Source organism: Acinetobacter sp., assembly GCF_049284435.1.
In the GTDB taxonomy this organism is placed as follows: domain Bacteria; phylum Pseudomonadota; class Gammaproteobacteria; order Pseudomonadales; family Moraxellaceae; genus Acinetobacter.
This window is the reverse complement of the sequence record NZ_JBAPXX010000071.1, coordinates 1-13,296: the sequence shown is the minus strand read 5'-3', so window position 1 is coordinate 13,296 and position 13,296 is coordinate 1. Positions and strand designations below refer to the sequence as shown.

The 13,296-nt window shown below is 43.8% G+C and carries 16 protein-coding genes and 1 pseudogene; 7 read left to right on the top strand and 10 right to left on the bottom strand.

The genetic code is table 11. The annotated features are described in order from the left end of the window. Positions 1-2: 2 nt before the first annotated feature. Positions 3-548 carry a tetratricopeptide repeat protein gene (locus WAK81_RS06125; RefSeq protein ID WP_422196117.1) on the top strand — a complete coding sequence of 182 codons (546 nt, stop codon included), beginning with the start codon at positions 3-5 and terminating at the stop codon, positions 546-548. Between the two features lie 55 nt (positions 549-603). On the opposite strand, the gene WAK81_RS06120 is transcribed toward WAK81_RS06125, so the two are convergent. Continuing rightward, entirely contained in the window at positions 604-1,503 is a 900-nt protein-coding gene (locus WAK81_RS06120; RefSeq protein ID WP_422196116.1) for an NUDIX domain-containing protein, read from the bottom strand. A 138-nt stretch (positions 1,504-1,641) separates the two neighbouring features. Between WAK81_RS06120 and hemP the strand changes: the two genes are divergently transcribed. Continuing rightward, positions 1,642-1,812, top strand: coding sequence for a hemin uptake protein HemP (hemP, locus tag WAK81_RS06115; protein ID WP_004645578.1), 171 nt, complete (start codon positions 1,642-1,644; stop codon positions 1,810-1,812). Between the two features lie 82 nt (positions 1,813-1,894). On the opposite strand, the gene WAK81_RS06110 is transcribed toward hemP, so the two are convergent. The 4 genes from WAK81_RS06110 to WAK81_RS06095 all read right to left on the bottom strand — a co-directional run bounded on the left by WAK81_RS06110 (position 1,895) and on the right by WAK81_RS06095 (position 6,241). Next, on the bottom strand, positions 1,895-3,220 hold the full coding sequence (locus WAK81_RS06110; RefSeq protein ID WP_422196115.1) for an ATP-binding protein: 1,326 nt from the start codon (positions 3,218-3,220) through the stop codon (positions 1,895-1,897). 4 nt (positions 3,221-3,224) lie between these two features. Continuing rightward, positions 3,225-3,890, bottom strand: a complete 666-nt coding sequence (locus WAK81_RS06105; protein WP_422196114.1) for a response regulator transcription factor — start codon at positions 3,888-3,890, stop codon at positions 3,225-3,227. A gap of 134 nt (positions 3,891-4,024) precedes the next feature. Beyond that, a complete protein-coding gene (locus tag WAK81_RS06100; protein ID WP_422196113.1) occupies positions 4,025-4,390 on the bottom strand; it encodes a NirD/YgiW/YdeI family stress tolerance protein in 366 nt (121 codons plus the stop codon). A gap of 93 nt (positions 4,391-4,483) precedes the next feature. After that, positions 4,484-6,241, bottom strand: coding sequence for a GspE/PulE family protein (locus WAK81_RS06095; RefSeq protein WP_422196112.1), 1,758 nt, complete (start codon positions 6,239-6,241; stop codon positions 4,484-4,486). Between the two features lie 209 nt (positions 6,242-6,450). Between WAK81_RS06095 and WAK81_RS06090 the strand changes: the two genes are divergently transcribed. Next, positions 6,451-7,701: an MgtC/SapB family protein gene (locus WAK81_RS06090; RefSeq protein ID WP_422196111.1), complete on the top strand. Its 1,251-nt coding sequence runs from the start codon at positions 6,451-6,453 to the stop codon at positions 7,699-7,701. A 1-nt stretch (position 7,702) separates the two neighbouring features. Here WAK81_RS06090 and tsaA read toward each other — a convergent pair whose 3' ends face one another. Further along, on the bottom strand, positions 7,703-8,422 hold the full coding sequence (tsaA, locus tag WAK81_RS06085) for a tRNA (N6-threonylcarbamoyladenosine(37)-N6)-methyltransferase TrmO (protein WP_422196110.1): 720 nt from the start codon (positions 8,420-8,422) through the stop codon (positions 7,703-7,705). Between the two features lie 105 nt (positions 8,423-8,527). On the opposite strand from tsaA, the gene WAK81_RS06080 reads away from it, so the two are divergent. Further along, a complete protein-coding gene (locus tag WAK81_RS06080) occupies positions 8,528-9,307 on the top strand; it encodes a ferredoxin--NADP reductase (protein WP_004279005.1) in 780 nt (259 codons plus the stop codon). Between the two features lie 64 nt (positions 9,308-9,371). On the opposite strand, the gene WAK81_RS06075 is transcribed toward WAK81_RS06080, so the two are convergent. From WAK81_RS06075 to WAK81_RS06065, 3 genes are all read right to left on the bottom strand, one after another. Continuing rightward, the gene (locus WAK81_RS06075) at positions 9,372-9,554 is read right to left on the bottom strand and encodes a hypothetical protein (RefSeq protein ID WP_422196109.1); all 183 of its coding nucleotides are present in this window, start codon (positions 9,552-9,554) and stop codon (positions 9,372-9,374) included. Positions 9,555-9,572: 18 nt separating this feature from the next. Then, positions 9,573-9,824, bottom strand: a complete 252-nt coding sequence (locus tag WAK81_RS06070; protein WP_422196108.1) for a hypothetical protein — start codon at positions 9,822-9,824, stop codon at positions 9,573-9,575. A 172-nt stretch (positions 9,825-9,996) separates the two neighbouring features. After that, positions 9,997-10,620, bottom strand: a complete 624-nt coding sequence (locus WAK81_RS06065) for a cation transporter (RefSeq protein WP_422196107.1) — start codon at positions 10,618-10,620, stop codon at positions 9,997-9,999. 86 nt (positions 10,621-10,706) lie between these two features. Here WAK81_RS06065 and WAK81_RS06060 point away from each other — a divergent pair, with 86 nt between their 5' ends. The 3 genes from WAK81_RS06060 (at position 10,707) to WAK81_RS06050 (ending at position 12,917) form a co-directional block, all read left to right on the top strand. Then, positions 10,707-11,117: a Cd(II)/Pb(II)-responsive transcriptional regulator gene (locus WAK81_RS06060; RefSeq protein ID WP_005247458.1), complete on the top strand. Its 411-nt coding sequence runs from the start codon at positions 10,707-10,709 to the stop codon at positions 11,115-11,117. Positions 11,118-11,250: 133 nt separating this feature from the next. Then, positions 11,251-12,660: a tRNA 5-hydroxyuridine modification protein YegQ gene (gene yegQ, locus WAK81_RS06055; protein ID WP_422196106.1), complete on the top strand. Its 1,410-nt coding sequence runs from the start codon at positions 11,251-11,253 to the stop codon at positions 12,658-12,660. A 2-nt stretch (positions 12,661-12,662) separates the two neighbouring features. Further along, positions 12,663-12,917, top strand: a complete 255-nt coding sequence (locus tag WAK81_RS06050; RefSeq protein WP_422196105.1) for a YfhL family 4Fe-4S dicluster ferredoxin — start codon at positions 12,663-12,665, stop codon at positions 12,915-12,917. Between the two features lie 248 nt (positions 12,918-13,165). Here the strand turns inward: WAK81_RS06050 and WAK81_RS06045 are convergent. Then, a pseudogene (locus WAK81_RS06045) lies at positions 13,166-13,296 on the bottom strand (pyridine nucleotide-disulfide oxidoreductase); the annotation flags it as partial.

Genomic DNA, 13,296 nt, shown 5'->3' with positions numbered 1-13,296 from the left:
TTATGTTAAGAAAAATCCTCCCTGGTTTGCTCATCCTCAGTCTGGTGGGCTGCCAAAGTATATCTGAGCCAGAAAAGCCAGTTACCCCTGCCAAGCCTGCGGTGGAAAAACCTAAGGGACAAACGCCAGACGGCGTAGTGATTACGCCTTATGACCGTCCTGACATCAAACGTCAGAAAATTGTCATTCCTGAACAGAAGCCGAAAAGCCAAAAGTTTGATGATGGACGTAATCTGCCGGCCTTCAAGAGTCTGATGCAGCAAACCCAGCAAGCCTATAGCAAGCAGCAGTTTGCTCAAGCTGAAGCTTCTGCAACTCAGGCACAGCGACTGGCACCTCAGGCACCGGAAACCTATTTATACCTGGGCATGATCGCCAACCGTAAAAACCAGCCGGCACGTGCGGATGCCTTTGCCTTACGTGGCCTGAGTTATGCACAATCTAGTGCCATGAAAAAGCAGCTTTGGCAAGTGCGCCTTAAATCTGCTCAGTTGCGGAAAAACGCTAAAGCGATTCAGCAAGCTCAACAGGCACTGAAAAAGCTTTAAGATTTTTTATAGAAACTAACTTACCAATAGAAAGTTTATTTTCCAAATAAAGTGTTTAAATATAGCGAATGCCGGCAATGCCATAAGCATGCTGGCTTTTTGCATAATCGAGTTCATCAGCCTTCATCCCGCCCAAAGCAAAAACCGGAATCTGTACCTGCTCTGCCATTTGCTTGAATCTCTCCCAACCTAACGCAGGTGTATCTGGATGCGTTGCAGTCGTCAGTACCGAACTGAGTAAAGCCGCTTCACAACCGATCTGTTCAGCATGCATTAAAGCGGTCAAATCATGACAAGCTGCCAGATAACGATAGCCAGATTTCAATTCGCCTTGTTTCAGGTTCATCAGTTGATTCTGTTTTAGATGAATCGTGCGAATCGTCTGCTGCTGCAATTCATTCAGTTGGGACCAGAGTTGCTGATTAATGATTAACTTGGAGAGTTGATCTACCGGATATTGCTGTAATTGCATGATCCGTTCAGGCGTTGCTTGTACGCGCCAATACAACATTTGATCTGTATCCAGACTTGATAAGATATCTATATCTTCAGCAATCTTGATGCGCTGCGGCCATTGCAGCTTTTGGATCATGGACTGATTGGCTTTCGGAAAATTCAGCTGTCCAAGTTCTTCCCGAGGATACCAGCGCCAAGGCTGTTTGATTTCAGCCAGTTGTTCAGGCTGTACTGAAGCATGGAAAATATGCAAATTGACAATGAGATCTTCATATTCATGGGAGATAAAATCAGAGGCATGCCAGCGTTCAATATCAACACCGACCTCTTCAATCACTTCGCGGCGGCAGGCTTCGACTGGTAATTCGCCCTGTTCAACTTTTCCACCTGGAAATTCATATTTATTGCCCTGATGCTGCTTGGCTTCACGCCAGCCGACTAGAACCTGATTTTGATGAAATAAAAGAGCAATTGCGACATGAATCGTAGCTTTAGTCATGATGTACAGAACCGTTAAAGTTTTACAGATTGTAAGCAAATTAGAGTTTTTTATAAATTGCTCAATATTTCGTTGACAGACATATTCGATAATGATTATCATTTATATCAATCCAAAATACACCACGGAGTCGACGGAATGAACGCCCCATTTAGCCTATTTACCCGTAACAATGATACTCACCATGCCTTGCCAATGCTGCACTCCAACAATCTGTTTGCACTGGGTCGTGAAATCCGGATCATGCATGCCGGTGAAGAATACCGCTTGCGCCTGACCCGCAACAACCGTCTTATTCTGACCAAATAATTAAATCAGTTCTAATAATAACAAACGTGGGAAGCAGCAGTATGAATCAGCGCATACTGCTTTTTAGTTTTTTAATCTCTGATTAGGATTCATGTTTAAAACTCAATGACACTTTAAGTCCCCCCAAATCTGACGGCGCATAATCAATTTTAGCCGCATGCAATGCCATAATTTTCTGGCAAATGGACAGGCCTAAACCTGAACCCTGAGTTCGTGTACCCAAGGCCCGATAAAAACGTTCACCTAAACGTTCCAGTACATCATCAGCAATCCCCTCTCCTGAGTTTTCAATCAGTAACTGTATCTGTTTCTGCTCAATAACCGTTCGGATCTCGACCTTTCCCTGTGGCGGCGTATAACGAATAGCATTGTCGACCAGATTTCGGATACAGCTAAAGATCAGCTCCTGATTCGCTTCGATCACAGCATCCTCAAGGTTTAGATTCCAATGAATATCTTTTTCCTGTGCAAAAGGCTGCAATGCCTGCAAAGCCTCCTGAACCAGATTTTTAAGATTGATAGTTTGCGGTGGTAATTGCTCTGTGCGCTCCGGATCGAGTCGTGCCAGCAAAAGTAAGTTTTCCAGTACCTGCGTGCCGCGATTGACATCATTTTGAATCAGCTGCAATGCCTGAGGGAGCTGTGCATCATCTTGATATTTGCGTTTTAAAACCTGTAGACGCATTTGAATGGCAGAGAGTGGCGAACGCAGCTCATGTGAAGCATCTGCAGTAAAACGCTGTTCGGCAGCCAGTGACTTTTCCAGCCGGCCGAGCATGGCATTCAGCTGACGAATAATCGGTTGCAGTTCAGTGATTTCAGGATCAGGCGTTTTGATAGGACTCAGATCCTGAGCAGTTTTAGAACCAATCGCCCGGGAAATCTTGTTTAATGGCCGTAACTGGCGTCTGATCGCAACACGCAAAATCAGCCATTGCACTAGCCATAAAATGAATAAGATCCCGGCAAAGCCCAATGTGGTTTGCCAGAGTTCATCGAAACGTACTGAAAGTGGCTGTACGATTTTGACCTGAAGATCATTATCTTTGGCAGTCAGAATACGGATAAAACGGCCATTTTCATAAGCAAACTGAAAGCCATTTTTCTGTACTTTTGGAATGGTATTAATTAATTCATCATCAATCGAAGTAGTAAGTACCTCCTGGCCCAGCAACAAGGCATACTGGATATCAAACTGTTCACTGAGTTCATCCACCTGGGCGTCTTTGGCCTGGGTGACATCGCCAAGCAGTAACTCAGAAATCTGCTCCATTAATTCATCATGCAATTGACTGGCCTGATAACTGGAAATTCCCAATAACAGCAGCCAGGCCAATATTCCAGCCAAGATGGAACTAAACAGCGCATGTTTAATCAGCCGGGTTTGCAGGGAAATAGCAGCCGACATGGGGTTAAGACTCTGCTTTATGCATGCGATAGCCTAAACCGCGAATGGTTTTAATCATCTGGCTGCCGATTTTTTTACGCAGTTGATAGATAAATACTTCAATCGCATTACTTTCAATTTCATCACCCCATGCATATAGCGATTCTTCCAGCTGTTCACGGGTAACAATATGTTCAGGCTGCTGCATCAGCTTGTATAAAATCTGAAATTCTTTCGCCGTGAGATTGATAGCTTGACCTTCTTTAGTCAGGGTTTTGGCTTGAGTATCCAGACTAAGATCCTGCCAGTGCAGGATATGATTCGGTGTTTGCTGTTTCTGTCTGAGCTGGGCACGAACCCGGGCCGAAAGCTCTTCCAGACTAAAAGGTTTGACCAGATAATCATTCGCGCCTAAATCCAGACCTTCAACCCGGTCATCAATACTGTCTTTAGCCGTAATAAAAATCACCGGCGTATCTTGATGTTGGCTGCGCAAACTTTTCAGAATCTCGTCTCCAGTGGCATTCGGCAGACCACGATCCAGCAGAATGCAGTCATATTGATGTTGCTCAATCGCCAGGATCGCATGATCACCACGCTCGACCCGATCAATCACATAACCGTCCATTTCCAACCAGGTCTGGATACTGTCTGCCTGAGACTGATCATCTTCTGCCAAAAGAATACGCATACTCTGCTCCGTTTGCTTCCTTGTTCTATCTTGCCCTGAAAAAGTTCTAGACTCAAAAAAACCACATGCTTTTTGGTAACTTGCATGTGGTTTTTTTTGCCGTGTTCAAACTGATTTCAGCAAATCAGGCGATATTAGAAACGAACCTGATCAACCTCAATTTCAACACGTTTTGCCGGTTTATAATCAATGTCAATTTCACCTGTGATGATTACCGGTGTTTTAGCTGAAATTGGTTTGCCTTGCCAAAGTTCATCATCAATCTCAACCGTAATAGTGCCTGTGCTGTCACGGAACTGGTATTTTTCATCGCCCACTGCTTTCACGACATAACCTTTGAGCTGAACCTTGCTGTCATCTTTCATCGCCAGTGCCTGTTGGACTGTGGTCGATTTAGCAAAAGCGGCCTGATTCACTGCAGTGTCACTACTTGCTATCGTAGCCGTCGCGATAGAACCCATCAATGCAGCTGCCAAAACCGTATTTACCATCATTTTCATCGCAGTTACCTCTTTAAAGTCTTGCCTTGTTTCGATGATGCTATTAAAACAGCCAAAGATGAATTGAATCTTAAGATTGCTTTATTTTCAAAATTAATTTAAGGGTACGACTCTCAGGACTTCTTCAAGCGTGGTCACACCTTCCAGAATCTTGCGCGCCCCGGCAATTCTGAGCGGCTCTACCCCTTCTTTTTTAGCCTGCTGACGCAGCTGGTTCAAGTTGGCATCGGCACCAATCAGCTGTTTAGTGGTCAGACTCAGTGGCATAAACTCATAAATCCCGATACGGCCTTTATAGCCGGTATGCCGGCATTCTTCGCAGCCCACCGCCTTAAAGACAAATTCCGGTCGCGGCAAAGGATAATCCGTAGCTAGATGTTGCCACTCCTGCTCATTCAGGAAACTTTCCTGCTTGCAATGTGGGCAGAGCTTACGCACCAGACGTTGAGCGAGCACACCCAAGATGGTTGCTGCTGTCAAAAATGGCTGTACGCCCAGATCATGCAGACGGGCCAGACTCGACGGCGCATCATTGGTATGTAAAGTTGAGAGAACCAGGTGACCGGTCAATGCTGCCTGAATCGCCATATTCGCAGTGTCCTGATCACGAATCTCCCCGACCATGATAATGTCCGGGTCCTGACGCATCAGTGCGCGCACGCCGTCAGCAAAACCGAGATCAATGCCATTATTGACCTGCATCTGGTTAAAGCTGGGTTCCAGCATCTCGATCGGATCTTCAATCGTGCAGACGTTGACCTGTTCCGTCGCCAGCTGCTTCAGGGTTGAATAAAGCGTAGTAGTTTTACCGGAACCGGTTGGCCCTGTGACCAAAATAATGCCATGACTATGACTAGTCAGATTGTTCCAGTCATTCAGCAAATGACCTTCAAAACCGAGTTGCTGGAAGCTTCTGACCAGCACTTCCGGATCGAAAATACGCATTACCAGTTTTTCACCAAAGGCCGTCGGCAAGGTCGACAAACGCAATTCAGTTTCCTGTCCTTTGGGCGTGCGGGTTTTCAGGCGGCCATCCTGTGGTTTTCGTTTTTCCGCCACATTCATCCGGCCCAGAATCTTGATCCGGGAAATGACGGCGGTCAATGTATTGGCGGGCATGTTGTAAATCGTATGCAGTACGCCATCAATCCGGAAACGGATCTTGCCCGTATCTTTACGCGGTTCCATGTGAATATCACTGGCACCTTGTTCAAAGGCAAATTGCAGCACCCAGTCCACCAGTTTGACAATATGCTGGTCATTGGCATCCGGATTCTGTGAATCACCCAGTTGCAGCAAGGCTTCAACGCCCTTATTTTCCCGGTCATAGGCAGAAGATTTTTGTGAACCACTGACTGCGCGACTGACCTGATAATATTCAGTAATATAACGTTGTAATTGTTCTGGATTCAGTAATACCCGTTGTATTTTTTTCGGGGAAATATTTTGCTCGAGATTCGACACCCATTCGGTTTTATAAGGCTGATCCGTGGCGATCAGAACTTTGTCTGCCTGAATTTCTACTGCCAAAATATGGTTGCGCAGTGCATATTCCTGCGACATGACATTGGTCAATGCCTGTACATCAGCTTTGAGCGGATCAATGATATAGAACATCAATCCGGTTTTTTCTGCCAGCCACTGACATAAACGATTCAGGGTCAAAGTCGTTTGAGGATGGGACTGATCGACCAGATTAAAATTGGCAATCCACTGTAAAGGGTGCCATTTTAATTGTTCACGTTGCCGATGAGTGGTTTGTACCAGCATTCGGTCGCGTTCACTGATTTTACCGCCTTTAAAGAGTTGGTCTAGACACCATGCCGTATCAATTTCAAAGTCAAATTTCATTATTATCAGTCCCCAAACTTGCCTCCACTATAACAAGTTTTTGCAGTTTTTCGCATGCTCCCAACCTATCGAATGTACGTTTCTATTTCAATCTCAAAAAGAAAGCAAATAATGAATTTGATCGTTACCGCAACATTTTTAATCTATGCAAACCTGATCTCGTTGCATATATTTTTAAATAATCAACTCTTAGCTTGCTGAGGTCACAGATGGATTTGACTGCGGTTCCCCTGCATGCGCATTCTTTTCATGAACTGCTCACGATACTCACCTCGGCATTAGGCTGCGGCCTATTGATTGGTCTGGAGCGGGAGCGGCATAAGCAACGTGAGCAGCAGCCGAGTTTTGCCGGCTTACGTTCCTTTGCGATCTGTGCTTTATTGGGTGCACTGTGTTTCCTGTTTGGAATCGTAATTGCTGTAATAGGTGCTTTGATCGTGGGTGGCATGGTCATTTTATCCATCAAAAATCAGCCAGATGACCCGGGCATTACCACAGAGCTTGCATTTGTGATGACCTATTTTGTTGGCGCCATGTGTTTGTGGAATATTCCTCTGGCAGCCGGTCTTTCTGTGCTCTTAACCGGTATTTTGATGGCCAAGCATACTATGCACAATATTGCCGGAAAATGGATTAAAGAAGCCGAATTCAGGGATGGACTGTTATTACTGGCCTTGATTTTGATTGGCTTGCCTCTTACCCCTGATCGCCCTTTTTGGGGCGAAGTGCTTAACCCTTATCTTATCTTAAAATTACTGACCTTAATTTTAGTGGTACAAGCTCTGGCGCATATTGCGAAACGCTTTTTCTCGACTAAAAATGCCCTGATGCTGTCCTCCATCGCTTCCGGTTTTGTTTCCAGTACGGCGACCATCGCTCAGTTGGGTTTACAGGTCCGTAAAGGTGAAATGGATGCACGATCGAATGCCGGTGCCGCGCTGATGTCCTGTATCTCGACTATTGTACTGCTATTGATTGTGATCGGGGGCGTATCCTGGAGCTGGCTTAAAATCCTGCTCTTGCCCTCTTTAGTTGCCGTAATCCTTCTGGCAGCCTGTGCATTTTTATTATTGCGCAAGGCGAAACCGGTCCAAGAGTTGGAATCTGCGGACAGCCCGATGTTCAGCCTAAAAGAAGCTGTCATTATTGCAGTTACTTTAACACTGATTCAGGCCGGAATTTATGCGCTTGAATTGTGGCTTGGTAATGCCGGCTTATTGGCCGGCACCTTGCTCGCTTCATTATTTGAGGTTCATGCTGCAATGGCAGGTGTGGTGATTCAAGGAGATCCTTCCAATACCCATCTTATTTACGCCCTATTATTAGGTCTGGGAGCCCATGCAATGGCCAAATCGGTGAATGCTGCCCTGACTGGTGGATTTAAATTTGCCCTGTATTTTGCACCAGTACAGCTTATTCATATGGCAGTATTGATTGGATTGGTGTGGTGGAGTCTATAAATCAGGAAGAAGTATGATGGATAGCAGTAATTATCGCTTGCTGAGTATGAACTTTGAAATGGATATCTACCGTAGCAAACTTCATCCCATAAATCCGTTCCTCATCATCCTGATATGCTGGCCTTGGATCTAGAGATAAGACAGCTTCCAGCTCCTGAATAGTCTGCACAGAAATTTTTCCATTCAACAGTAATTGTTGCTTTTGTTGCTCCGCTTCATCGCTCCAGATGACGGTTTTACGTGATGGTTCATCCTGTGCATAACCGCTTTGTGCTTCAACAATGGCATCCGAATATTGAATATAAGGTTTGATATCGACAATTGGCGTGCCATCGAGCAAGTCACTCCCTGTCACATACACTCGAACATGCTTGCCCACTTTTCTCACTTCTTTGAGTTTGACTACAGATAAACCAATCGGTGATGGACGATACATGCTGCGCGTAGCAAACACGCCTATTTTCTTGTTACCGCCCAAACGCGGCGGACGCACTTGTGGACGAAACTGGCTGGTGTTCTGGTTTTTATTGTCATGAAATTGCCAGACCAGCCAAAGATGACTGAATTCTTCAATCCCCTCAAAGGCGAGCAGATCATTATACGGCCCGACCATTTCGATATAGCTTTCGACCTGAACCAGATTCGGCTGACGCGGAATACCAAATTTTTCTTTATAGGGAGAACGCATATAACCAATAATCGGCAGCGTCAGTTCAGTCATCATCACTTTTTTTGATAAGCTCAATTAAATATATTCAGTTTATCGAGAATGAATTTAGATTAGAATAGCAAGCTGTTCTAATTTGATAATTTATTGAGACCTTTAATGGCTGCTTTTAACGTCGAAAAGATTACTCACGTCCACCACTGGAATGATACTTTATTCTCTTTTAAAACGACTCGTGACACTGCTTTGCGTTTTAAAAACGGTCAGTTTGTAATGATCGGCCTTGAAGTCAATGGCAAGCCGTTAATGCGCGCATATTCAATTGCAAGCGCCAACTACGAAGAAGAGTTAGAATTTTTCTCAATTAAAGTGCCAGATGGTCCACTGACTTCGATTTTACAGAAAGTAAAAGTGGGTGATGACATTTTGGTTTCTAAAAAGCCTACAGGTACATTGGTACTAGATGACTTAAACCCTGGTAAAAATTTGTACCTTCTTTCCTCTGGTACAGGTCTTGCGCCGTTCCTTTCTACGATTCGTGACCCAGAAACTTACGAGCGTTTTGAAAAGATTATCGTGGTTCACGGTACCCGTTTCATTTCAGAACTGGCTTATCAAGATTTGATCCTGAATGAAGTGCCAAATCATGAATTCTTCTCTGAACTTGGCGCGAAAGAAAAATTAGTATATTACCCAACCGTAACCCGTGAAGAATATCCAAATCAAGGTCGTGTCACGACTGCGATTGAAACCGGTGAACTGTTTGAAAAAATCGGTCTGCCACGTTTCAATCCCGAAACTGACCGTGCCATGCTATGTGGTAGCCCGGCATTCTTAGATGACGTTGCTGCGCTTCTTGACCAACACGGTCTGAAAGAATCTCCAAAAATGGGCGTTCTGGGTGACTACGTGATTGAACGTGCATTCGTAGAAAAATAAGATTTTCTAAAATAAAAAACCGGACTTTTAAGTCCGGTTTTTTATTGGAATAATCACCAAATAATTAATGATCACGACCTTCCTGGTTTGCAGAACCTGAACAGCCTGCGCCACCGGCAATGATGAAACCCGTTTGCGCTTTACATGAACCAATCATACGGCCATGAGAGTCAAATGTAGTCACTGTCGATGCACAGCCCGTCAATACAACAGTCGCTACGAGTGCAATAAGTGCTGATAATTTCATGATATTCCCCTTTATTATTTACGGTTTTAAATTAATCTGATTTTGGCTTGGTGGCGTTGGTAATAGGCCCGTAGCAGCATCCGGCGTATTGTAATTCACACCCAAGGCATCGCCTGAACCACTACAATGTGCACTTGCAGTTGAAAGTAGGCCACGCATTGCCTTACATGAACCGATGATTTTTCCTGTTGCATCATAAGTCACGACTTTGGAACTACAAGCGGCTAGACCAGATATTGCCAATATTGAAAAAATTTTAATTAAATCCACATTAACCCTCGCACGATGCAAAAAAAATAAATTATTAAAATTTATGTATATTTTATGAATTTCGCGAGAGATTCTAATTTAATTTGTTTATTTGTAAAGCTTTATTTTTCACGTATTATAAAAATGAAAACAAATAAAAAGCTGCCCTGCAGGACAGCTTTAAATATAAAAATTAGCTGGATTTATGTTTAAGTGATCTTTCTTTCAGGGACTGCTTAATCACTTGATAACCTGATGTGATGCCGAGTGTTGCGATAATCACAGCCACAATAATATCTGGCCAAAGACTGCCCGTACCAAATACGCCTACGGCTGCCAAAATGACCGCAAAGTTACCAATTGCATCATTGCGGCTACAAAGCCAGACCGACCGCATATTGGAATCACCTTCACGAAAAGCATAAAGAATTGCTGCTGTAAATACATTCGCCACTAAGGCCAACACGCCAATCAGGCCCATTGTCAGTGCTTCAGGTGAAATACCTTGCAGATAGGCATAAATCACTTTGCCAATCACTACAAGACCAAACAACGCCATGGTCATTCCCTTCACCAAAGCGACTGTTGCCCGCCAATAGAGGCTCGCACCTAGTACAGCCAAAGAAATCCCGTAATTGACGGCATCACCAAAGAAATCTAGCGCGTCTGCCCACAAGGCCGATGAATGTGCATAAGCACCACCGATCAGCTCTACTACAAATAAAGTGAAGTTCACCAGCAAGGCAATCCATAGCGCTGTTCTAAATTTGCTGTTGGGCTTGATGGGTGCCGGTTCAGGACTACAACTACAGGCCATATAACTCCCCCGATGATTTTTTATCTAAAATACGATAAATTGATTAGAAACTATGGACTAACTCCAAGGTCAAGCATGAGGGCGATATGTCAGTTTATTTGATTTCAGAAATGGCCAAAAAGACTGGTCTAAGCACTGATACCCTACGTTTTTATGAGAAAAAAGGCTTTATTCAGCCGAATTTTCGAGCAAGTAATCAGTATCGTTATTATGGTGAAGACGCATTAAAAAGACTACTTTTTATTAAGCGTTGTCGTGCCTTGGACATGTCTTTAAAAGAGATTGAAACTTTGATTCAACTCGAACAAAATCCGGAGCAGGAATGCTGTGCCGTCAACCAGCTGATTGATCAGCATCTTTCGGATATTTCAAATAAAATTAAAGAATTACAGATATTTGAACGACAACTAATCACACTGAGAGAAAGTTGCAATACCCCAACCACCATTGATCATTGCCAGATTTTAAAAACGCTTGAAAACCCTGAAAATGATTGAATATTGAAGACATTTTATGGAGGATTCCCTACTTAAAATAAAACCTTGTTTTACATCCAAATCGCGTATTTCCGAGTGATTTACTAGGTTGAATCCAGATTCCAGATGATTAGAATAAAGCCGTAATTTTTATATGTCTTTCGATTTGATCATGAGCATTACTACCGTTACCGAACTTCTCTCACCAGCTGGCTCACTCAAAAATATGCGCTACGCTTTTGCTTATAGTGCAGATGCAGTCTATGCCGGCCAACCGCGCTATAGCCTGCGGGTTCGTAATAATGAATTTGACCATGACAATTTAGCGATTGGTATTAAAGAAGCACATGCTCTCGGCAAAAAATTCTATGTGGTGGTCAATATCCAGCCGCATAACTCCAAGCTGAAAAATTTTATCCGTGACTTGGAACCGGTCGTTGCAATGCAGCCGGATGCGTTGATCATGTCCGATCCAGGACTGATTATGATGGTACGCGAACATTTCCCAGAGATGGATATTCACCTGTCTGTTCAGGCGAATGCCGTGAACTGGGCAACCGTAAAATTCTGGAAAAACATGGGTCTGACCCGTGTCATTCTGTCACGTGAACTGTCGATTGAAGAAATTGCAGAAATCAAACAGCAAGTGCCTGATATGGAGATTGAAGTATTCGTACATGGCGCATTGTGTATGGCCTACTCTGGCCGTTGCATGCTGTCTGGCTATATGAACAAACGTGATGCCAATCAGGGTGCCTGCACCAATGCCTGCCGTTGGGAATATAAAGTTCTGGATGCCAAGGAAGATGAAACCGGTGATGTCATTCCAGTAAAAAATCTTGATTCAGGCTGCTGCTCAAAAGATGCCGATGAACAGCACATGCAGATGCAGCACCAATTCAACGAGCCAGTGCTGTTACAGCGCAACGAAGAAGACATGTTTGCCGCAGAAGAAGATGAACACGGAACTTATTTCATGAATTCCAAAGACCTGCGTGCTGTTCAGCATGTAGAGCGACTAACCAAAGTAGGTGTACATTCACTGAAGATTGAAGGCCGTACCAAGTCTTATTTCTATTGCGCCCGTACTGCTCAAATTTACCGTAAAGCGATTGATGATGCACTTGCGGGTAAACCTTTTGATCCGTCACTGATGACACAATTGGAAGGCTTAGCGAATCGTGGTTACACCGAAGGTTTTCTGCGTCGTCATGTACATAGTGAATATCAGAATTATGAACATGGTTCTTCCAGTTTTGATCATCAAATTTTCTGCGGTGAGGTGCTGGAATGTAATGGCGATTACATCAAGATCGATGTGAAAAACCGTTTTATTGTCGGTGACTCACTCGAACTGATGACGACTAAAGGAAATATCACCTTCACTTTAACCGAAATGAAAGACAAAAAAGGTAATCTGATCGAAGACGCTAAAGGTTCAGGTCATATCGTCGAGATTCCGGTTCCGGCAGATGTCGATATGCAATATGCCCTGCTCATCCGTAATCTGCCAAGCTCGACTGTGGATATTTCAGCATCTTCACTGGCTTATCAGGCGAGTTAAATATGGCACTGCTAATTACCGACAAATGCATCAATTGCGATATGTGTTTACCGGAATGCCCGAATGACGCGATTTATGAAGGTGCAAAAGTCTATGAAATTGATGTGAACCGTTGTACGGAATGCGTCGGTTTTTATGAGCATCAGACCTGTGTGGATGTCTGTCCAATTGAATGCATTGTCTCACATCCGGAGCATCGGGAAACACAAGAACAATTACTGGAAAAATTTAAGGGTTTGAATTTATTCAAATCTTAAAAAATGAAGCGATGGATAAATAGTACTTTATGTAAAGACAACCTTGGGGAAAGTATAAAAATAAGGGTTGAAAACAAAAAGTGAGAGGCAAAGAACAGCTGAAAGTGTGTGGGGACACTTTTGGCTGATCCAATAATAAATATAAAAAAAGGAACTCGGGTGTTAGCGTCCTGAGCTCCTATAAAGCGATAATAATGTATTTACAAGATATAGCACCTCGGTTTTGGGGAACCCAGGTGCTATTTTTTTTATTGCCCCGAACGGATGATGTAATCAAAAGCAGACAATGATGCCTTGGCACCTTCACCGGTCGCGATGATGATCTGCTTGTACGGCACTGTGGTACAGTCACCCGCTGCAAATACACCTTTCACATTGG